The 21,140-nt window shown below is 69.5% G+C and carries 18 protein-coding genes; 12 read left to right on the top strand and 6 right to left on the bottom strand.

Going from position 1 to position 21,140, the window contains the following annotated elements:
• Nucleotides 1-133: 133 nt before the first annotated feature.
• The 4 genes from DEI98_RS11545 to DEI98_RS11530 all read left to right on the top strand — a co-directional run bounded on the left by DEI98_RS11545 (nucleotide 134) and on the right by DEI98_RS11530 (nucleotide 4,311).
• A complete protein-coding gene (locus DEI98_RS11545; RefSeq protein WP_111022607.1) occupies nucleotides 134-1,063 on the top strand; it encodes an ABC transporter permease in 930 nt (309 codons plus the stop codon).
• A complete protein-coding gene (locus DEI98_RS11540; protein WP_111022608.1) occupies nucleotides 1,053-2,003 on the top strand; it encodes an ABC transporter permease in 951 nt (316 codons plus the stop codon). The genes DEI98_RS11545 and DEI98_RS11540 overlap by 11 nt, the downstream gene beginning before the upstream one ends.
• Nucleotides 2,000-3,742 carry an ABC transporter ATP-binding protein gene (locus DEI98_RS11535; protein ID WP_111100816.1) on the top strand — a complete coding sequence of 581 codons (1,743 nt, stop codon included), beginning with the start codon at nucleotides 2,000-2,002 and terminating at the stop codon, nucleotides 3,740-3,742. The genes DEI98_RS11540 and DEI98_RS11535 overlap by 4 nt, the downstream gene beginning before the upstream one ends.
• Nucleotides 3,743-3,804: 62 nt before the next feature.
• Nucleotides 3,805-4,311, top strand: coding sequence for a PH domain-containing protein (locus tag DEI98_RS11530; RefSeq protein ID WP_071404172.1), 507 nt, complete (start codon nucleotides 3,805-3,807; stop codon nucleotides 4,309-4,311).
• A gap of 180 nt (nucleotides 4,312-4,491) precedes the next feature.
• Here the strand turns inward: DEI98_RS11530 and DEI98_RS11525 are convergent, their stop codons facing one another.
• The 3 genes from DEI98_RS11525 to DEI98_RS11515 are packed head-to-tail and all read right to left on the bottom strand — an operon-like array spanning nucleotide 4,492 to nucleotide 8,551.
• Nucleotides 4,492-6,636 carry a dipeptide ABC transporter ATP-binding protein gene (locus DEI98_RS11525; RefSeq protein WP_110864436.1) on the bottom strand — a complete coding sequence of 715 codons (2,145 nt, stop codon included), beginning with the start codon at nucleotides 6,634-6,636 and terminating at the stop codon, nucleotides 4,492-4,494.
• Nucleotides 6,629-7,567 (bottom strand): ABC transporter permease, encoded by a 939-nt coding sequence (locus DEI98_RS11520; protein WP_071404170.1) that lies wholly within the window; start codon nucleotides 7,565-7,567, stop codon nucleotides 6,629-6,631. Before DEI98_RS11520 ends, DEI98_RS11525 begins: the two co-directional genes overlap by 8 nt.
• A 3-nt stretch (nucleotides 7,568-7,570) precedes the next feature.
• Complete coding sequence (locus DEI98_RS11515) at nucleotides 7,571-8,551, bottom strand: ABC transporter permease (RefSeq protein ID WP_110864437.1); 981 nt, start codon at nucleotides 8,549-8,551, stop codon at nucleotides 7,571-7,573.
• A 255-nt stretch (nucleotides 8,552-8,806) separates the two neighbouring features.
• On the opposite strand from DEI98_RS11515, the gene DEI98_RS11510 reads away from it, so the two are divergent.
• Complete coding sequence (locus tag DEI98_RS11510; protein ID WP_111100815.1) at nucleotides 8,807-10,525, top strand: ABC transporter family substrate-binding protein; 1,719 nt, start codon at nucleotides 8,807-8,809, stop codon at nucleotides 10,523-10,525.
• Between the two features lie 71 nt (nucleotides 10,526-10,596).
• Here the strand turns inward: DEI98_RS11510 and DEI98_RS11505 are convergent, their stop codons facing one another.
• From DEI98_RS11505 to DEI98_RS11495, 3 genes are all read right to left on the bottom strand, one after another.
• Nucleotides 10,597-11,148 (bottom strand): PH domain-containing protein, encoded by a 552-nt coding sequence (locus DEI98_RS11505; RefSeq protein ID WP_181438022.1) that lies wholly within the window; start codon nucleotides 11,146-11,148, stop codon nucleotides 10,597-10,599.
• 193 nt (nucleotides 11,149-11,341) lie between these two features.
• Nucleotides 11,342-11,821 (bottom strand): peroxiredoxin, encoded by a 480-nt coding sequence (locus tag DEI98_RS11500; protein WP_111029557.1) that lies wholly within the window; start codon nucleotides 11,819-11,821, stop codon nucleotides 11,342-11,344.
• A 76-nt stretch (nucleotides 11,822-11,897) separates the two neighbouring features.
• Nucleotides 11,898-12,647 carry a CPBP family intramembrane glutamic endopeptidase gene (locus DEI98_RS11495; protein WP_111100814.1) on the bottom strand — a complete coding sequence of 250 codons (750 nt, stop codon included), beginning with the start codon at nucleotides 12,645-12,647 and terminating at the stop codon, nucleotides 11,898-11,900.
• A gap of 121 nt (nucleotides 12,648-12,768) precedes the next feature.
• Between DEI98_RS11495 and typA the strand changes: the two genes are divergently transcribed.
• The 7 genes from typA to DEI98_RS11460 all read left to right on the top strand — a co-directional run bounded on the left by typA (nucleotide 12,769) and on the right by DEI98_RS11460 (nucleotide 20,803).
• Nucleotides 12,769-14,691 carry a translational GTPase TypA gene (gene typA, locus DEI98_RS11490; RefSeq protein WP_027464562.1) on the top strand — a complete coding sequence of 641 codons (1,923 nt, stop codon included), beginning with the start codon at nucleotides 12,769-12,771 and terminating at the stop codon, nucleotides 14,689-14,691.
• Between the two features lie 100 nt (nucleotides 14,692-14,791).
• A complete protein-coding gene (locus DEI98_RS11485; protein ID WP_220037077.1) occupies nucleotides 14,792-15,985 on the top strand; it encodes an amidohydrolase in 1,194 nt (397 codons plus the stop codon).
• Between the two features lie 117 nt (nucleotides 15,986-16,102).
• A complete protein-coding gene (locus tag DEI98_RS11480) occupies nucleotides 16,103-16,651 on the top strand; it encodes a hypothetical protein (protein ID WP_111100812.1) in 549 nt (182 codons plus the stop codon).
• Between the two features lie 19 nt (nucleotides 16,652-16,670).
• On the top strand, nucleotides 16,671-17,855 hold the full coding sequence (locus tag DEI98_RS11475; protein WP_111100811.1) for a PIG-L family deacetylase: 1,185 nt from the start codon (nucleotides 16,671-16,673) through the stop codon (nucleotides 17,853-17,855).
• A 35-nt stretch (nucleotides 17,856-17,890) separates the two neighbouring features.
• Nucleotides 17,891-18,208 carry a ferredoxin gene (gene fdxA, locus DEI98_RS11470; RefSeq protein ID WP_017887060.1) on the top strand — a complete coding sequence of 106 codons (318 nt, stop codon included), beginning with the start codon at nucleotides 17,891-17,893 and terminating at the stop codon, nucleotides 18,206-18,208.
• A gap of 13 nt (nucleotides 18,209-18,221) precedes the next feature.
• Nucleotides 18,222-19,340, top strand: a complete 1,119-nt coding sequence (gene dapC / locus DEI98_RS11465; RefSeq protein ID WP_111100810.1) for a succinyldiaminopimelate transaminase — start codon at nucleotides 18,222-18,224, stop codon at nucleotides 19,338-19,340.
• A gap of 164 nt (nucleotides 19,341-19,504) precedes the next feature.
• Entirely contained in the window at nucleotides 19,505-20,803 is a 1,299-nt protein-coding gene (locus DEI98_RS11460; protein ID WP_111100809.1) for a citrate synthase, read from the top strand.
• The last annotated feature ends 337 nt before the right edge of the window (nucleotides 20,804-21,140 follow it).

Here is a 21,140-nt window from a genome sequence, read left to right as displayed (position 1 = left end):
GTACCGCGGCGGTAAGACCTTCCCCCACACCGCGGGCGCCCTCCCGCACCGGACTTCCGTGCCGACCCTCGGACCGTCCACCCCTCACCACAATGAACCTGATCGACATCGCTCCGGACCGGGCAGTGATCTGATGCTCTGGTACCTCGGCAAGCGCCTCCTGCAACTCATCCCCGTGTTCTTCGGGGCCACGTTCCTCATCTACTTCATGGTCTTCTCGCTGCCCGGCGACCCGATCGCCGCGCTGTTCGGCGACCGCCAGCCGACACCGCAGGTGATCGAGCAGCTGCGACAGCAGTACAACCTCGACAAGCCGTTCATCGTGCAGTACCTGCTCTGGATCGGCGGCGTGTTCCGCGGCGACCTCGGCGTGACGTACTCGGGTCTGCCGGTCAGCTCGCAGCTCGCCTCGGCGTTCCCGATCACCGCCCGTCTGGCGATCCTGGCGCTGCTGTTCGAATCGGTCGCCGGCATCGTCGTCGGTGTCATCGCTGGTCTGCGCAAGGGCAAGCTGTTCGACGCCACCGCACTCGTCGTGTCGCTGCTGCTCATCTCGGTCCCGACCTTCGTCGTCGGGTTCCTGCTGCAGTACGTCTTCGGCATCAACCTCGGACTGTTCCGGGTGACGGTGTCCGGCGAAGCGCCGTGGGACGAACTCGTGTTGCCCGCGATCGTGCTCGCCTCGGTGTCGTTTGCGTACATCGTGCGTCTGACGCGCGCGAGCGTCGCCGAGAACATGAGTGCTGACTTCGTCCGCACCGCGACGGCCAAGGGCCTGCCCCGTCGTCGTGTCGTCGGCGTGCACATCTTCCGCAACTCACTCATCCCCGTGGTGACGTACCTGGGTGTCGACATCGGCAACCTGATGGTCGGCGCCGTGGTGACCGAGGGCATCTTCAACATCCACGGTGTGGGTGGCACGGTGTTCCAGGCCGTCAAGCTCGGCGAAGGACCGACCGTCGTGTCGTTCGTCGCCGTGATGGTCATCATCTTCATGCTCGCCAACCTCCTGGTCGACCTGCTCTACGCCGTCCTGGACCCGAGGATCCGCTATGCCAAGTAACGCCGCATCCCGCTCGGCGACGCACTACGTCGCTCCGATCGAGGAGACCCCGCTCCAAGCGGTCGACCAGGTCGACGAGAACGAGAAGACCCGGTCCACCTGGACCGATGCCTGGGACTCCATGCGTGTCCGCCCGATGTTCTGGGTGTCCGCCGTGCTCATCCTGCTCATCATCGTCGTGGCGTTGTTCCCTGGCCTCTTCACGCACATCGACCCGAGGAAGGCGATCCTCGCCAAGAGCAACGAAGGCTCGGAAGCAGGCCACATCTTCGGGTACAACCGCCAGGGCTACGACGTGTACTCACGTGTCATCTGGGGTGCACGGAACTCGCTGATCGTCGGCATCGTCGCCACGGTGCTGGTCACGATCGTCGGTGTCATCATCGGCGCTCTCGCCGGCTTCTACGGCGGATGGCTCGACACGATCGTGTCCCGCATCGCGGACATCTTCTTCTCCATCCCCACCGTGCTCGGCGCAATCGTGATCATGTCGGTCATCCCGGCGCGGAACGCGATCACAGTGGCGTTGGTCCTCGCCGCGTTCGCCTGGCCGCAGATCGCTCGCATCATGCGTGGTGCCGTGCTCAGCGCGAAGCAGTCCGACTATGTGATGGCCTCGGCCGCGCTCGGCGTGAGCCGCTTCAAGACGCTGGTCCGTCACGTGATCCCGAACTCCGTGGCCCCGGTCATCGTCGTGTCGACGGTGTCGCTCGGCACGTTCATCGTGGCTGAGGCGACCCTGTCGTTCCTCGGCATCGGGCTCCCGGACTCAGCGCTCAGCTGGGGCCTCGACATCGGAACCGCACAGGTCTCGATCCGAACGGCACCGTCGACGATCTTCTGGCCGTCGGCAGCCCTGTCCATCACCGTGCTCGCGTTCCTGCTCCTCGGTGACGTGGTGCGCGACGCGCTCGACCCGAAGGCGAGGGCCCGCCGATGAGCGAGACACTGACCCAGACGAACAGCAGCCGCACCGGCGGTTCCGGCGCCCCGCTGCTCGAGATCACCGACCTGCAGGTCGGCTTCAAGACCCAGGGCGGCCTCGTGCAGGCCGTCCGCGGCGTCAACCTCACCCTCGAGCAGGGCGAGCGCCTGGCCATCGTCGGCGAGTCCGGTTCGGGCAAGTCGACGAGCGCCCAGGCGATCATCAAGCTGCTCCCCGGCACCGGTGAGGTCACCGGTGGCTCGATCAAGTTCAACGGGCGCGAGCTCGTCGGGCTGAGCGACAAGGAGATGTCGGAGATCCGCGGGAAGGAGATCGGCTACGTCCCCCAGGACCCGATGTCGAACCTCAACCCGCTGTGGTCGATCGGCTTCCAGGTCGAAGAAGCGATCCGTGCGAACGGCATGGCGACCGGCAAGAAGGCAGTCCGTGACCGTGCTGTCGAGGTCCTGCAGGAGGCCGGCCTCGGCGACGCCTCGACCCGCCTGAAGCAGTACCCGCACGAGTTCTCCGGCGGCATGCGCCAGCGCGTGCTCATCGGCATCGGTCTGTCGAGCCGCCCGCAGCTGCTCATCGCCGACGAGCCGACGAGCGCGCTCGACGTGACCGTCCAGCGCGTCATCCTCGACCACCTCGAGAGCCTGACCCGCGACTTCGGCACCTCGGTGCTGTTCATCACGCACGACCTCGGCCTCGCCGCCGAGCGCGCCGAGAAGCTCGTCGTGATGTACAAGGGCCAGGTCGTCGAGGCCGGTCCCTCGAAGGAGATCCTCGCCAACCCGCAGCACCCGTACACGCAGCGGCTCGTCGCGGCGGCCCCGTCGCTGGCCAGCCGTCGCATCCAGTCGAAGGTGCAGCACGCGCGCGTCGACATCGCCGACGCCGGCAACGACGACGCCGAGCTGATCGCCCGGGCCCAGGAGCGCGAGCACCGTCCGGCCGAGGACCTCATCGTGGTGAAGAACCTCGAGAAGGTCTACAAGCTGCGCGGCAAGAGCCTCGCCACCCGCGAGCTCAAGGCCGTCGACGACGTGTCGTTCTCGATCCAGAAGGGCACCACCACGGCGCTCGTCGGCGAGTCCGGTTCGGGCAAGTCGACCGTCGCGAAGCTCGTCCTGCAGCTCGAGAGCATCACGAGCGGCACCGTGCAGTTCGACGGCATCGACATCGGCGCGCTGAAGGGCAAGGACCTCTTCGACTTCCGCCGCCGCGTGCAGCCGGTGTTCCAGGACCCGTACGGCTCCCTGGACCCGATGTACAACGTCGGGAACACGATCGCCGAGCCGCTCGCCACGCACAAGGTGGGCGACAAGGCCTCGCGTCGCGCCCGGGTGCTGGAGCTGCTCGACCAGGTCGCGCTGCCGAAGTCGATGGTCAACCGCTACCCGAACGAGCTGTCCGGTGGCCAGCGACAGCGCATCGCCGTCGCCCGCGCGCTGGCGCTCAAGCCGGAGGTCATCGTCCTCGACGAGGCAGTCTCCGCGCTCGACGTGCTCGTGCAGGGCCAGATCCTCGACCTGCTCACCGAGCTGCAGACCGAGCTCGGCCTGACCTACCTGTTCATCACGCACGACCTCGCGGTCGTCCGCCTCGTCGCGGACAACGTGTGCGTCATGCGCCGTGGGCAGATCGTCGAGAAGGCGACGACCGACGAGGTCTTCGCCGCCCCGAAGGAGCAGTACACGAAGGACCTCCTGGCCGCCATCCCCGGCGCCGGGTTCGAGTTCGGACGCTGATCCACCTGGACACGAACGAGGCCGGACGCCCCGTCGTCCTCCGCGCTGGTCGCGGGGGCGCGGTGGCGTCCGGCCTCGTCGCCGTCCTGGGCCTGTTCCTGCTCGGCGATGCGGCGTTCCGGGGGAGCTGGGACGTCGTCCTCCGTGCCGCCGGCCCGATCGCCGTGCTCGTCTGGGCGCTCTGGGTCCTGACCTACCGCCCGTGCATCGTCATCGACGAGCGCGCGGTCACCGTGGTCAACCCGCTCCGCCGCACCGTGGTGCCGTGGCAGGCCGTCGCCGACGTCCGGCTCCGCTGGCAGATCGTGATCGAGACGGTCGCCGGCCGGAAGGTCCAGTGCTGGGGTGGGCCGTCGCTGCCGCGGCCGAAACCGGCCCGGCGCGGTGAGCGGGCCGTCCTGCGACAGCCCGACGAGATGACGGTGCTGCTCGACCGCTGGTCCGAGCACCGCGACGGCACCGGCGCCGGCGACGCCGTGCGCGGCTGGGACGTGCCGGCCCTGGCGGTCGGCGCAGCGGCGCTGGCGCTGCTCGCCGCTTCGCTGCTCAGCCTGTGGCTGGGGGCCTGACGCGGCTCGCGATCGCGACCACACGACGGACGGGAGGCCCGGTACCAGCTGGTACCGGGCCTCCCGTCCGTCCGTTGGTCACGTCCACTGCCGCGCTCGGTGAGCAGGAATGGTCGAGTCCGCGGACGGGACCCGACCATTCCTGCTCACGATCTGGAGCGGTGAACGTGACCGGCGTCGTCAGACGACCGCGCCGACCCGCTCGGTGAGCAGGTGCTCCTGGTCGGTCTGGATGCAGGCGACACCGCGGCCGTGCACGGGCTCGAGACCCGGGTCGATCGTGCGGCACTGCTCCTGCCGGCCCTCGTCGAGGAGCTGGTAGAGCGGGCAGCGCGTGCGGAACCGGCAGCCGTCGATGCGCTCCGTGGGGGAGGGCAGGTCGCCGTCGAGCAGGATGCGCCCGCGGGCGGCCTCGGCCATGGGGTCCGGCACCGGCACGGCCGACAGCAGGGCCCGCGTGTACGGGTGCTGGGGGTCCGAGAACACCGCGTCGCCGTCGCCGTACTCGACGATGCGGCCGAGGTACATGACCGCGACGTCGTCGGCGATGTGCCGGACGACGGACAGGTCGTGCGCCACGAACAGGTAGGACAGCCCGAGGCGGTGCTTGAGGTCCTCGAGCAGGTTGATCACACCGGCCTGCACCGAGACGTCGAGCGCGGAGACCGGCTCGTCGAGCACCAGGATCTTCGGCTCGACGATGAGCGCACGGGCGATGCCGATGCGCTGCCGCTGGCCGCCGGAGAACTCGTGCGGGTACCGGTCGATGTAGCTCGGCTCGAGCCCGACCAGCTCGAGGACCTCGCGCACCCGCCGGCGGATCTCGTCCTTCGCGACGCCGTGCACGGTGAGGGGTTCACCGATCACCGAGCCGATGTCGAGGCGCGGGTCGATCGACGCCATCGGGTCCTGGAACACGACCTGGATGTCGCGGCGCAGTGCCAGACGGTCCTTCTTGGACAGCGAGGCGGTGTCGACGCCGTTCACCCGGATGGTGCCGTGCTGGGCCCCGGCGAGCTCGAGGATCTCCATGATGGTGGTCGTCTTGCCGCAGCCGGACTCGCCGACCAGACCGAGCACCTGGCCGCGCTTGAGCGTCAGGGAGATGCCGTCCACCGCGTGCACCTCGCCGATCTGCCGGCGGAAGAGCGCGCCCTTGGTGAGCGGGAACGTCTTGACGACGTCCTGCAGCTCGAGCACGACCTCGTCGCCGTGGTCGACCGCTGCCTCGGGGACGTCCTCGGGGCGGGGGAAGATCTCCGAGCGCTCGAGGGTGCCCGCGGCGATCTCGTCGCGACGGATGCACGCGGCGGTGTGGTCGTCGAGCAGGGTGCCGTTGCCGATCGTCTGGACGGCACCGGTCAGGACCGGGTTGTCGGCGCTCTGCGGCACCGTCGGTGCGACGAGGGCGGGTTCGCCGTCGCGGCACGCGTCGATGACGGCGGGGCAGCGGTCGGCGAACGGGCAGCCGGTCGGCTTCTGCGTGAGCAGGGGCGGGCGGCCGTCGAGCGGGACGAGCCGCTCGGTGCGGGCGGACGTCATGTTCGGCATCGAGCGGAGCAGCCCGATCGTGTACGGCATCACCGGTTCACGGAACAGGGGGAGCACCGGCGCCGTCTCGACGATCCGGCCGGCGTACATCACGGCGACGCGGTCGGCGTTGCCGGCGACGACGCCGAGGTCGTGCGTGATGAGCACGACGGCCGCACCGGTCATGTCCTTGGCGGTCTGCAGCACGTCGAGGATCTGCGCCTGGATCGTCACGTCGAGCGCCGTGGTGGGCTCGTCCGCGATGATCAGCTTCGGGTCGTTCGCGATCGCGATGGCGATCATCGCGCGCTGGCGCATGCCGCCGGAGAACTCGTGCGGGAACGCGTCGAGTCGTCGCGCCGGGTTCGGGATGCCGACGATGCGCAGGAGTTCCTCGGCGCGGGTGCGTGCGGCGTGCTGGGTGAGGGAGCGGTCGTGCAGGCGCAGGCCCTCGATGATCTGCTGGCCGATCGTGTACACCGGCGTCAATGCGGACAGCGGGTCCTGGAACACCATCGCGATGTCCCGACCGCGCAGCGCCGACATCTCGCGGTCGTTCCTGCCGACGAGCTCCTGCCCATCGAACCGGATGCTGCCCTGCACCTGGGCGGACGACGGCAGCAGGCCCATCACGGCCATCGAGGACACCGACTTGCCGGAACCCGACTCGCCCACGATGCCGAGGAACTCACCGGGGGCCACCGAGTAGTCGACACCCCGGACCGCGTAGACGGGCTTGGTCTTCGGGTTGAACGTGACCGACAGGTCGGACACGGTGAGCAGCGGCTCAGTCACGGTTGGCTCCGGAGGTGGGGTCGATGGCGTCGCGCAGGGCGTCGCCGAGCAGGCTGGTCGAGAGCACGGTCGCGACGAGCGTCGCGGCGGGCAGGACGAACAGCCACGGGCGGGTGACGGCGGACTGGCTGCCGGCGGCGAGCAGGGTGCCGAGCGACACGTCGGGGATCTGGATGCCGAAGCCGAAGAAGCTCAGCGAGCTCTCCGCCAGGATCGCGGCGCCGACGCCGAGCGTGGCGTCGATGATGAGCAGCGACGCCACGTTCGGCAGGATGTGCCGACGGATGATCGTGAACGCCGGGACGCCCATGAACCGGGCGGCCTTGACGTAGTCGCGTTCGCGGAGCGACATCGTCTGCCCGCGGATCACCCGGGCCATCACCATCCAGCTGAACACCGCGAGGCCGACGATGAGGGCAACCCATGTCAGGTTCTTGAACACCGGGCTGAGCAGCACGAGCGCGTAGAACGACGGGATCACGAGCAGCAGGTCGATGACCCACACGAGCAGCCGGTCGGTGAGGCCGCCGAAGTACCCGGCGATCGCGCCGACGATGCCGGCGATCAGGGTCGCTGCCGGTCCGGCGATCAGGCCGATGAGCAGCGACTTCTGCAGGCCGACCAGGGTCTGCGCGTAGATGTCCTGGCCGATGTCGTTCGTGCCGAACCAGTGCGCGGCGCTCGGCGGCATGCCGAACGCCAGCCCGTCGGAGTCGACGGCGTTCCAGTGGTACAGGTACGGGCCGAGGAACGCCCAGAGGATGATGAGGAGCAGGGCGCTGCCACCGATGCGTGCGCGCCAGGTGCCGAACACCTTGCGCCAGAGCGGGGTGCGGCCGCCCTTCACCTCGATGACGTGCGCCGGCGTCCCGGCGTTGCCGTCGCCGGGGTCACCGGCGGTGGTCGTGGTCGTGGGGTCGAGAACAGACACGGGTCACACCCTCACTCGCGGGTCGAGCGCGGCGTACAGCAGGTCCGCGAGGGTCCCTGCGATGAGCACGAGGATCGCCGTGAAGAGGATCGTGCCCGACGCCGCGTTGATGTCGTTGTTGCTGATGCTCTGGACGAAGTACTCGCCCATGCCGTGCCAGCTGAAGACCAGCTCGGTGATGCTCGCGCCGGTCAGGATGAGTCCGAACGAGTACGCGAAGAAGGTCGACATCGGGATGAGGGCGACCCGCACACCGTGGCGCATGATCGCCGAGCCGCGGGTGCGGCCCTTCGACCGTGCGGTCCGGATGAAGTCGTTCGACAGCACGTCGAGCATCGCCGAGCGCTGGTAGCGCGAGTAGGTGGCGACGGCGCCGATGGTCAGCGAGATCGTCGGTAACAACAGGTGCACGAGCCGGTCGCCGAGCACCGGGAAGAACCCGGTCACCCCCGGCGTGTACTCGCCGGTGAACCGGATCACCTGCGTCCCCACGCCCTGGTTGAGCGTGGTCGCGAGGATCATCAGCACGACCGCGATGACGAAGGTCGGGGTGGCGAGCACAGCGAACGACAGGTACGTCGACACCTGGTCGGAGGTGCGGTACTGCCGGACCGCGTTCCAGACGCCGAGGAGCACCCCGAGGATCGCGCCGAGCAGTGTGCCGATCACGAGCAGCCGCAGGCTCGTCCCGGAGCGGGCGATGATGTCGGCCGTCACCTCGGTGCCGCGGGTGCTCATGCCCAGCGAGCCGTGCGTCACCAGCCCGACCCACCAGTCCCAGGTGCGGACGAGGAGCGGGGTGTCCGGATCGGCGCCGAGCTTGCGGAGCGACGCCTGGATGGTGCCCGGCGGCACGGCCGGGTTGCGCCCCAGGAACCGGGCTGCCGGGTTGAGCGTCGTGCTGGCGAGGATGTACCCGAGCGTGGTCGCCACGATCGTCAGGACGATGTAGTTGACGATCCGCTTTGCGATGAAGGCGAGCATGTGGTTCGTGACCTCTGGGTGCGGCCGTCCGACCGGACGGCGTTGTCGGTGGCGACAGGCTAGCCGTTCGAGCGACTGGGTGGGACAACGGAAGTGACGCTATGCAACATTCGTTACGAGCGTGTTTCGATTCATCGCACAGACCCTTGTGCCGCCTTCGGATGTGGCTAGGGTTCTCAACCAACAGGCGCGACGGCGGGGGCCGCCGCGGTCCAGCGCGATCTGCGCGAACCACAACGAAAGGGAATCCTCGCCATGCGAAAGAGGATCAAGGGCATCGCCGTCCTGGCCACCGCTGCGGCAGCTGCCGTCGTGCTGGCAGGCTGCTCCGGCGGCGGAGAAGCGGGCGGCGACAACTCCGCGGTCGCCGAGTCGTCGCTGAAGTCGACCGGCTGGACCGTCGCGGACCGCGCGGACGTCAAGGACGGCGGGTCGATCACCCTGCCGATCGACACGGCTCCGGCGAACTGGCAGCTGCTCAACCTGGACTCGGGGACCGTCGACGACACGACGATCTCGCAGACCTACCTGCCGAGCTTCATCCAGTTCAAGGAGAACGGTGAGTGGGAGGCGAACAAGGACTACGCGACGTCCGTCGAGCTGACCAAGGACTCGCCCCAGACCGTCGAGATCAAGATCAACCCGAAGGCCGTGTGGTCGGACGGCACCCCGATCAGCGCGAAGGACGTCATCGCGAACTGGAAGGCGCTGAACGGCTCCGACAAGGCCTTCGCGCCGCTGTCCACCAACGTGTGGGAGGACGTGGACTCGGTCAAGCAGGGCTCCGACGAGCGTGACGTCATCATGACGTTCTCGAAGACCAACGCCGACTGGGCGAGCGTCTTGACCGCCATCTACCCGTACTGGGCCGTCGACACCCCGGACCACTTCAACAAGGCCTGGGCCAAGGCGCCGTACGCCGCCGACGGCAAGACCTACGTCTCCGGTGGTCCGTACATCCTGAAGTCCTTCGACACCAACGGTGGCGTCGTGACCTTCGAGAAGAACTCCAAGTGGTGGGGTGACGAGGGCAAGCTCGACACGATCGTCTTCAAGACGGTCTCGCGTGACGGCGTCGCCCAGGCGTACGGCAACAAGGAGCTCGACGCGTTCAACCTGAACGGCAGCGCCGACAACCTCAAGACGGCGAACTCGCGGTCCGACTCGAAGATCGAGCGCTCGCTCGGCACCACGCAGCGTCAGATCACGCTGAACGGCACCTCGGACGTCTTCAAGGACCAGGACGTGCGCCAGGCGTTCGCACAGGCCATCAACCGCAAGGTCGTGGCCCAGGCGATCCTGTCGCCGGTGAAGAGCCCGGGCGACGTGCTCAACAACCTCGTCTACCTGCCCGGACAGCAGGGCTACGAGGACGACGCGTCGAGCGTCTACGGCTACAGCACCGACAAGGCGAAGTCGAAGCTCGAGGACGCCGGCTGGAAGATCGGTTCGGACGGCTACGCGACCAAGGGCGGCAAGGAACTCGACGTCCGCTTCGTGATCCCGTCGGACAACCCGAACTCGGCGAACGTCGCGCAGCTCGTGCAGCAGCAGACCAAGCTCGCCGGCTTCAAGGTGACCATCGACACCGTGCCCACCGACGACTTCTTCACGAAGTACATCACCACGACGACGCGTGACTTCGACGCCACGTACTTCGCGTGGCAGGGCACGCCGTTCCCGATCTCGTCGCTGAAGTCGATCTACTACCCCGCCGACGCCGGCCAGAACTACTCCGGCGTGACGGACGACTCGCTCGGTGCCGCGTGGGACAAGGCGAACGGCGAGCTCGACCCGGATGCCCGCATCAAGGACGCGCAGGCCATCGACAAGAAGATCGTCGCGGTCGCCGGCACCATCCCGCTGTTCGCCGAGCCGTACGCCTGGGGTGTGCGCAAGGACCTGGTGAACTACGGTCCGGCGCAGTTCCAGCAGTCCTCGGTCAAGTGGCAGGACGTCGGCTACACGAAGTAGTCGCCGCCCCGTTCACGAACGACACCCCCGACGTCGCACGACGTCGGGGGTGTCGTTCTGCTGCGTGACCGCTAGAACCGTGCCGCCGCCAGCGACGCCGCGACCCCGAGGACGACCATCGCCAGGATCGTCCAGCCGTGGGTGCGGTGCGTGATCGGCGCAGCCGTCACGGTCGACGGAGGTGGGCCGTCCTGCTCGGCCGGGGCGGGCACGTGGGCCAGCATCCGCGCGGCCGCAGCATCGACGTCCAGGTGATCCGGGCCTCCCGGCTGGTCACCGCTGTGTGCGGCGAGACGCGCCGTCGGGCGGGTCGCGATCCAGACGCGGCGGACGCCCTCGCTGGTGACCACCTCGATGCCGTACTTCGTGCGCACCTCGCTGATGCGGGACCAGGTGTAGGTGCTGGTCCGCCGGACGTCCACGATGCGCAGGTGCTCCGGCGTCAGCTCGATCCGGGGACGCCACAGCGCTGCCCAGGCGACGAACGCGACGGCGATGCTCGGGATCGGCACGAGCCAGGGGGCGCCGCCGCCGAGCAGCGCCAGTGGGACGAGCACGACGGCCACGACCCAGAGGACGACGGCGAGGGCGCGCAGGCCGGGGGCGACGATGGTGGTGGGCACCGGACGAGGGTACGAGATGCCTCCCCGGAGACGCCCGGGGAGCGGGTGTGACACACCGGCGCGTATCTCCGGACGACCCGATTCCCCGGGGAGGCAGATCCTGGACGGACCCTCGTGCCGTCAATGGTCGTCGCCCCCAGTTGGGGTGTCAATACCCCATCGCGACGCATTCAGGGGAATCCCACGCCGAGGACTACGAAACGAGCAGTTCGATCTGTTCGCGGATGGTCTCGGCCTTCGGGAACCGCAGACCGACCAGGCCGATGTGCCGCCACCGGACCACGCCGTCGGGGCCGATCACGAAGACCGACCGACGCAGGCCGATGCCCGGGGCCTGCACCCCGTAGGCGCGGATCACCGAGCCGGCGGTGTCACTGAGCAGCGGGAACGCGAGCGAGGAGCCGCGGGCGAACCCCTCGTGCGAGTCGAGTGCCTGCGGGCTGATGCCCCACACGGTGGCGCCGAGGTCGGTGAACTCGTCGAGTTCGGCCTGGTAGCTGCAGAGCTGGGCCGTGCAGACCGCGGTCGCGTCGCCCGGGTAGAAGGCCAGCACCACGGTGCGGCCGATCTCGGCGGACAGGTCGTACTCGTCGTCCGAGCGGACGCCGCCGCGCACGACCATCCCCGGCAGGGTGAACGACGGGGCGGACTCGCCGATCGCGGGGATGCTCATGGGTCTCACGGTAGGGCGGCCCGGCGGTGGTTGCCCCTCGGCGCGCTGTGCGGGGGCTGTGGATGCGCTCCGCGGCCTACGAGAACAACTGCGGGAACGCGTGCGCCACCCAGGGGTACCCGACGAAGACCACCGCGTCGAGCAGGGCGTGTGTGATGACGAGCGGCAGGAGTCGGCCCCACCTCGTGTAGATCCAGCCGAACACGATGCCCATCACCGCGTTGCCGATGAACGCGCCGAACCCCTGGTACAGGTGGTAGCTGCCGCGCAGCAGGGCGGTCGACAAGATCATCTGCCAGCGGCCCCACCCGAGGTCGCCGAGACGGGCGTAGAGGTACCCGATCACGATCACCTCTTCCTGCAGGCCCGAGCGGATCGCGGACAGCAGCAGGACCGGGACCGTCCACCAGTACGAGTTCAGCGCGGCGGCGTCGACCGCGACCGTGATGCCGAGCGCCCGCCCCGCGAAGTACAGCGCGAGCCCCGGGATCCCGATGCACAGGGCGATGAGCGCCGGGCCGCCCAGGTCCGGCTTCGCCCGGAACCGGTCGATCCCGAGCCGCCCGAGGTGCGGCCGCGACGTGCTCCACAGCAGGTAGCAGACGAGCGCCACCGGGGCCAGGTCCACCGCGATGCCGAGGAGCTGCCGGGCGAGGTCGACGTACTGCACCGTCGTCGACGAGGTGTTCAGCGCCGTCGACTGCTCGCCGAGCGGGGTCGTCTGGGACAGGTCGTCGATGATCTGCAGGATCGAGTAGAGGGCGCTGGCGCCGAGCGAGAGCAGCAGGACGATGGTGATCTCGACCCACGTTCGCCGACGGCTCATGCGCTGTACTCCTGTCGCTTGCGAACTACCGGTAGACTGGCGTGTCGGGCGTTCTGCCCACGGGTGCGGTGCTGTGAAAACACTGGCCCGACACTCTCCCAGAAATTGAAGGATGTCCTGTATGGCGCTCGCCACCCGGTCCGACCTGCGCAACGTCGCCATCGTGGCACACGTCGACCACGGCAAGACCACCCTCGTCGACGCGATGCTCACGCAGACCAACTCGTTCGACGCCCACTTCGAGGGCGAAGACCGCATGATGGACTCGAACGACCTCGAGCGCGAGAAGGGCATCACGATCCTCGCGAAGAACACGTCGGTGCTCTACAACGGCAAGCACGCGACCGAGTTCGGCGCGGACGGCCCCATCACCATCAACGTGATCGACACGCCCGGTCACGCCGACTTCGGTGGTGAGGTCGAGCGCGGCCTCTCCATGGTCGACGGTGTCGTGCTGCTCGTCGACGCCTCCGAAGGTCCCCTGCCCCAGACCCGCTTCGTGCTGCGCAAGGCGCTCGCCGCGAAGCTCCCGGTGATCCTGCTCGTCAACAAGACGGACCGGCCCGACTCCCGCATCGACGAGGTCGTCTCCGAGTCCCAGGACCTGCTCCTCGGCCTCGCCTCCGACCTGTCGGACGAGGTCGACGACCTCGACCTCGACGCGATCCTCGACGTCCCGGTGGTCTACGCCTCGGGTCGCAACGGTGCCGCGTCGCGCAACAAGCCGAACGACGGCGAGCTGCCCGACAACGACGACCTCGAGCCGCTGTTCGAAGCGATCCTCCAGCACGTCCCGGCCCCGAAGTACGACGACGAGCACCCGCTGCAGGCGCACGTCACGAACCTCGACGCCTCCCCGTTCCTCGGTCGCCTGGCGCTCCTGCGCATCTTCCACGGCACCATGAAGAAGGGCCAGACGGTCGCGTGGGTCAAGCACGACGGCACCGTCGTCAACGCCCGCATCACCGAGCTCCTCATCACGAAGGCGCTCGACCGCTACCCGGCCGAGTCGGCGGGCCCCGGTGACATCGTCGCCGTCGCCGGCTTCGACACGATCACCATCGGCGAGACCCTGACCGACCCCGAGGACGTCCGCCCGCTGCCGACCATCACGGTCGACGACCCGGCGATCTCGATGACGATCGGCACGAACACCAGCCCGCTCGTCGGCAAGGTCAAGGGCCACAAGCTGACCGCCCGCATGGTCAAGGAGCGCCTCGACCGCGAGCTCGTCGGCAACGTCTCGCTCAAGGTCCTCGACATCGGCCGCCCCGACGCGTGGGAGGTCCAGGGTCGTGGTGAGCTCGCACTCGCCATCCTGGTCGAGCAGATGCGTCGCGAGGGCTTCGAGCTCACCGTCGGCAAGCCGCAGGTGGTCACGAAGCGTGACGAGAACGGCAAGCTGCAGGAGCCGTACGAGCACATGACGATCGACACGCCGGAGGAGTACCTCGGCGCGATCACGCAGCTCATGGCCGCTCGCAAGGGCCGCATGGAGAACATGACGAACCACGGCACGGGCTGGGTTCGCATGGAGTTCATCGTCCCGTCGCGCGGTCTGATCGGCTTCCGCACGTCCTTCCTCACGGAGACCCGTGGCACCGGCATCGCCAACGCGATCTTCCACGGCTACGACGAGTGGGCCGGCGCGATCCAGACCCGCATCAACGGCTCGATCGTCTCCGACCGCTCCGGTGTGGTGACGCCGTTCGCCATCACGAACCTCCAGGAGCGGATGTCGTTCTTCGTCAACCCGACCGAAGAGGTCTACGAGGGCATGGTCATCGGCGAGAACTCGCGCGCCGACGACATGGACGTGAACATCACCAAAGAGAAGAAGCTCACCAACATGCGGTCGGCCAACGCCGACACGTTCGAGTCGATGACGCCGTCGCGTCAGCTCTCGTTGGAGGAGTGCCTCGAGTTCGCCCGTGAGGACGAGTGCGTCGAGGTCACCCCCGCCGCCGTGCGCATCCGCAAGGTCGAGCTGGACGCGTCGGCTCGCCAGCGCTCCTACGCGCGTCTCAAGCGCCAGGACGCGTAAGCACCAGCACGAGCAACACGCGCGGAGGCCCGTCCTCCGTCCGACGGCCCGGTCACCTGCAACAGGTGGCCGGGCCGTTCGCGGTTGTACCGTGGTCAGCGTGACTCTCGACCTGCTCTCGATCTACCAGGACCTGCACGCCCACCCGGAGCTCGGCTTCCAGGAGCACCGCACCGCCGGTGTCATCACTGCGAAGCTCGCCGAGATCGGTGGGATCGAGGTGACGACGGGCGTCGGCGGCACCGGCGTCGTCGGTGTCGTGTCGAACGGCGAGGGCCCCGTGGTCTGGCTCCGCGCCGACATGGACGGCCTGCCCGTGCAGGAACGCACCGGCCTGTCCTACGCCAGCGAGCACGTCGGCACCGATGACGAGGGCCGCGAGGTCCCGACCATGCACGCCTGCGGCCACGACATCCACGTCACGTGGCTGCTCGGCACGCTGGAGCGCCTGGTCGCCACCACGGGGGACTGGCGCGGCACGGTCGTGGCCGTCTTCCAGCCTGCTGAAGAGGTCATCTCCGGCGCCCGCGCGATGGTCGAGGACGGCCTGGTCGAGCGGTTCCCGAAGCCGGACGTCGTGCTCGGGCAGCACTCCGCACCCGCACCGGTCGGCATCGTCGCGGTCGGCACCGGCCCCGTGATGGCGTCGAGCGACCGGCTGACGGTGACCTTCAACGGCCGTGGGGCGCACGGTTCTGCGCCGCAGGCCTCGCTCGACCCGGTCGTCACCGCGGCCTCGGCCGTCGTGCGGCTGCAGACGGTCGTCGCCCGCGAGGTCTCGCCGAGCGACGCGGGGGTCGTCACCGTCGGCAGCTTCCACGCCGGCACGCGGGCGAACATCATCCCCGACGAGGCCGTGATCGAGATCTCGACCCGGGCCCGCAACGAGGAGACCCGCCAGCGCATCATCGCCTCGATCGAGCGCATCGTCCGGGCCGAGAGCACGGCCGGAGGCCTGTCCGAGCCGACGATCGTGCGCGCGCCGGGCGCCGAGGTCACCGTGAACGACGCCGAGGCCGCCGCCACCGTGCTCGAGGCCATCCGCGCCGAGGTGCCGGGAGCCCGCGACCTGGAGATCGGGCTCGCCATGGCGTCGGAGGACGTCGGCCAGCTCGCCACCGCCGCCGGAACGCCGCTCGTGTACTGGTTCACGGGCATCACCGACCCGGAGCGCTTCCGCCGCGGCGAGGAGATCCCGAGCAACCACTCGCCGTTCTACGCGCCGCAGGCCGAGACCGCGATCCCGGTCGGCGTCGACGCCCTGGTCGCGGCGACGCGCGCCTACGTCGCCTGACACCTTCTTCGGGAAGGAGGCCCGGGGCGGCCCCGCCGCGCACGTGACCGCCCCGGGGACGGCACGTTCACAGCCAACTCGCGCCGGGCCTCCCGGCTCGTCCGTTACGGTCGCGCCATGCGTTCCCTCCGTACCCCGCTGATCGCCGCCGTCGCTGCCAGCATCGCCCTGGCCGGACTCACCGGCTGCTCGACCCAGGCCGTGCAGCAGGCCACCGACCTCGGGTCCTCCGTCGCGTCGAACGTCGCCGACGGGATCGCGGGCATCGACGGCAAGGCGATCCAGGACGGCATGTCCTCGGTCGCCGGCGGCATCGACGGCGCGCTCGACACGGCGCTCAAGGGTGCCGATGTGACCTCCGACGGCAAGGTGCCGGACGGGTTCCCGTCGGCCGACGTCCCGCTCGTCGACGGCACCGTGCTCGGTGGGGGAGCCGGACCGAACGGCTCGGGGTGGGTCGCGCAGGTCCGGGCGGCCTCCGTCGATGACTTCCAGGCCGCTGTCCAGCAGCTCACCGACGCCGGGTACACCGAGTCGGCCAAGCGTGCGGACTCGTCGAGCGCGTTCGGCATGTTCCGGAGCGACGCCTACCGCGTCGTCCTGACCTTCTCGGAGACCAAGGACAGCGGCGGCGTCACGGCGACCTACATCGTCACGCCCCGCTAGTCCCGTACCCTTGGGGACGATGTCGAAGGTCCCCGCCACGCGCCCCGAGCGCGTCCTGATCGTGCACGCCCACCCCGACGACGAGACGCTCTCGTCGGGCGGGACCATCGCGACCCTACTCGAGCGCGGCGCCGAGGTGACCGTGCTCACCGCGACCCGGGGCGAGCGCGGCGAGATGCTCACGGAGCAGTTGGCCCCGCTGGCTGGCGACCCCGCGCGGGTGGCACGGCACCGGGAGACCGAGATCGCCGCGGCCCTCGCCGCCCTCGGTGGTCCGCAGCACCTGTGGCTCGGCGGGCGCGGTGCCCGGCCGACCGACCTGCCGGAGCGTCGCTACGTCGACTCGGGCATGCAGTGGGGCCCGGACGGGCGGGCCACCGCCGCGGACGACGCCCCGGCCGACTCGCTCACCGCAGCGAACCTGGGCGAGGTGGTGGACGACGTCCGCGCCGCGATCCGCTCCTCCGGTGCCGACGCCGTGATCAGCTACGCCGACGACGGCGGCTACGGGCACCCTGACCACGTGCGGATGCACCACGCGGCGCAGTACGCGGCCCGTGCCGAAGAGGTCCCGTTCTCGACGATCGTCGACCCCGCCAGCGGCCAGGCCGACGTCACGGTCGACGTCCTGCCGGTCCGGGCCAAGGTGCGTGCGGCCGTCGAGCAGTACCACTCCCAGGTCGCCGTCGACCCCGTGGATCCCGCCGACCCGAGCGCTCTGTCGTGGGTGATGCCGCACGGCGTCCGGCAGCACGCCCCGGCGGTCGAGGCGTTCCGGCACGACGCGGCCCCGCAGCCGGCGGCGCCGCAGACCTACGCCGAGATGTCCGGCCAGGGCAAGGCCGCGGCGGTCGTCGTCTCGCTGCTGCTCGGACTGCTCGCCGGTGGCCTCGGGACGGTCACGCACCAGCAGACGCTCGGCGCGATCCCGGTCGGGCTCGTCGTCACCACCCTCATCGTGCTCGGCCTGACCGTGGGCGTGCGGCTCGTCTACCGTTCGCGGGCGATGGTCGCGGCGATCGGGATCGGGATCCTCGTCGCGACACAGGTGCTCGTGTCGGTCGGCGGGGAGAGCTCGCCGCTCGTCCTCGCCAACGCGGCCGGGTACGTCTGGACGTTCGCCCCCGCGGTCATCGCAGCCCTGGTCCTCGCGTGGCCGGACCTGTCGGGGCTGCGGTCCCGGACGGCCCCGGGCCGCGAGTAGACTCGAAGCCGCTCGTCGAAGGGAGCACCCGAACCGTGACCTACGTGATCGCCCAGCCGTGTGTCGACGTCAAGGACCGCGCCTGCATCGACGAATGCCCGGTCGACTGCATCTACGAGGGCGACCGCTCGCTCTACATCCACCCCGACGAGTGCGTCGACTGCGGTGCGTGTGAGCCGGTCTGCCCCGTCGAGGCCATCTACTACGAGGACGACCTGCCCGACCAGTGGGCCGACTACTACAAGGCCAACGTCGAGTTCTTCGACGAGGTCGGGTCGCCCGGCGGCGCTGCGAAGGTCGGCGTGATCCACAAGGACCACCCCGTCGTCGCGGCCGAGCCCGTCCGCGGCTGACCGGACCCCCCTCGTGGCGCTCGACCTCCCCGACTTCCCCTGGGACCAGCTCGTCCCGTTCAAGCAGCGCGCCGCGGCGTACGAGGGCGGCATCGTCGACCTCAGCGTCGGATCGCCCGTCGACCCCACGCCCGAGGTCGTCCGCACCGCCCTGGCCACCGCGACCGATGCGCACGCCTACCCGCAGGTCGCCGGCACCCCGGCGCTGCGGCAGGCCATCGCGGACTGGTACGGCCGTCGGCACGGCGTCGCCCTGACCGAGGCGAACGCGCTGCCGACGATCGGCTCGAAGGAGTTCATCGCGGGCCTGGCGCTCTGGCTCGGCATCGGGCCCGGTGACACCGTGGTGTTCCCGGCCGCCGCGTACCCGACGTACGAGCTCGGCGCCGCACTGGTCCGGGCCGAGGCCCTCGCGTCGGACGACCCCGCCGCGTGGCCGTCCACCACCAAGCTCGTGTGGCTGAACTCCCCGGGCAACCCCGACGGCCGCGTGCTGACCATCGACGAGCTCCGCGCCGCCGTGGTGCGCGCCCGCGAGCTCGGAGCCGTCATCGTCGGCGACGAGTGCTACGCCGAGCTCGGGTGGGACCCGGAGTACCCCACCACGCCGACGCCCACGATCCTCGACCGCCGGGTCGTCGGCGACTCGCTCGACGGCGTGCTGAGCGTGTACTCGCTGTCGAAGCAGTCGAACCTCGCCGGCTACCGTGCGGCCTTCGTCGCCGGTGACGCCGCGATCCTGGCCGACGTCCTGGCCGTCCGGAAGCACGCCGGGCTCATGCCGCCGCTGCCTGTGCAGCAGGCCATGGTCGTCGCGCTCCAGGACGAGACCCACGTGCAGCAGCAGAAGGCCCGCTACCGCGCGCGACGGAACATGCTCCGGCGAGCACTCGAGGATGCCGGGTTCCGGATCGACCACAGCGAGGCCGGGCTCTACCTCTGGGCCACCCGGGGCGAACCCGCACTCGACACCGTGGCCTGGCTCGCCGACCGCGGGATCCTCGTCGCACCGGGCACGTTCTACGGTGCGGCAGGGGGCGAGCACGTCCGCGTGGCCCTGACCGCGACCGACGAACGCATCGCCGCAGCGTCGCAGCGACTGGCGAGCAGCCGTCGCCTCGGCACCGCGTAGCACGGACACGAGTGGTTCCGGTGGTGCCCGCAATCCGTGGGAACCACCAAATCGTCACCTGGGATGTGTGCACGACCGACAGGTGCCGCGATTAGGCTGTCCTCGTGACTGACACTGCCAATGACGCTCAGAAGACGGCCACACCGCCCACCACGCCCGTCCCCGTGAGTCCCGCCGCTGAACAGCAGGGCGCGATCGCGACGCTGACGTTCCCGGGTGGCACGGCGGAGTTCCCGATCCTGCAGAGCGTCGACGGCGCGTCCGCGATCGACATCTCGACCTTCAAGAAGCAGACCGGGATGAACACGCTCGACTACGGGTTCGTGAACACCGGTGCGACGAAGAGCGCGATCACCTACATCGACGGCGACCAGGGGATCCTGCGCTACCGCGGGTACCCCATCGACCAGATCGCCGGGAACTGCACGTTCCTCGAGGTCGCGTGGCTCCTGATCTACGGCGAGCTGCCGACCCCCACCGAGCTCGAGCAGTTCGACGCCCGCATCCGTCGGCACACCCTGCTGCACGAAGACCTCCGCCGTCTGTTCGACGCCCTGCCGCACTCGGCGCACCCGATGTCCGTGCTCTCGAGCGCCGTCAGCGCCCTGTCCACGTACTACGAGGACGACATGGACGTGGACGACCCCGAGAAGGTCGAGCTGCAGACCGTCCGGCTCCTCGCCAAGCTCCCGGTGATCGCGGCCTACGCCCACAAGAAGGCCATCGGGCAGGCGTTCCTGTACCCGGACAACTCGCTGTCGTTCGTCGACAACTTCCTGCGGCTGAACTTCGGCACCATGGCCGAGACCTACAAGCCCAACCCGGTGCTCTCGAAGGCGCTCGAGCGGCTCCTCATCCTGCACGAGGACCACGAGCAGAACGCCTCGACCTCGACGGTGCGCATGGTCGGCTCGACGAAGGCGAACATGTTCGCCTCGATCTCGGCCGGCATCAACGCTCTGTACGGCCCGCTGCACGGCGGTGCGAACGAGGCCGTGCTCGAGATGCTCCAGCAGATCAAGGACTCGGGCGAGCCCGTGACGCGCTTCGTCGAGCGGGTGAAGAACAAGGAGCAGGGCGTCAAGCTCATGGGCTTCGGGCACCGCGTCTACAAGAACTACGACCCGCGCGCGAAGCTCGTCAAGGAGTCCGCGCACGAGGTCCTCGAGTCCCTCGGCGTGCAGGACGACCTGCTCGACATCGCGATGGAACTCGAGCAGATCGCGCTCGAGGACGAGTACTTCGTCAGCCGCAAGCTCTACCCGAACGTCGACTTCTACACCGGCATCATCTACAAGGCAATGGGCTTCCCGCCGCGGATGTTCACCGTCCTGTTCGCCATCGGTCGCCTGCCGGGCTGGATCGCCCAGTGGCGCGAGCTGAACAACGACCCGCTCAACAAGATCGGTCGCCCGCAGCAGCTCTACGTGGGTGCACCCGAGCGCGACGTCCCCGGGCGCTGACCGACGCAGAGCGCCCCGCCGTCGTCCGGCGGGACGCGCCGGTCGCCTCCGCCGAGTGGTCGCGAACTGTCGTTCGGAGGGTGTCGAACCGACGGTTCGTGCGCCCTCGGCGCGCGCGGACGGTGTGTCGTGACCGCTCGCGGGGCGGGGCGGGCTCTGGACGCGACGACCTGGAGGCCCGGTGCCGGTCTCGTGGACCGACACCGGGCCTCCCGTGCGTGCGTGCAGGGCGCGGGGCGGCGGGACGCGCCGCTCGCTTCCGCCGAGTGGTCGCGAACTGTCGGTCGGCGGGTGCCGAAACGACGGTTCGTGCGCCCTCGGCGTACGCGGACGGTGT

This window comes from Curtobacterium sp. MCLR17_034, assembly GCF_003234485.1.
Taxonomy (GTDB): Bacteria; Actinomycetota; Actinomycetes; order Actinomycetales; family Microbacteriaceae; genus Curtobacterium; species Curtobacterium flaccumfaciens.
Note: the sequence above shows the minus strand (reverse complement) of the source record. Positions and strands in the feature narration are given on the sequence as shown.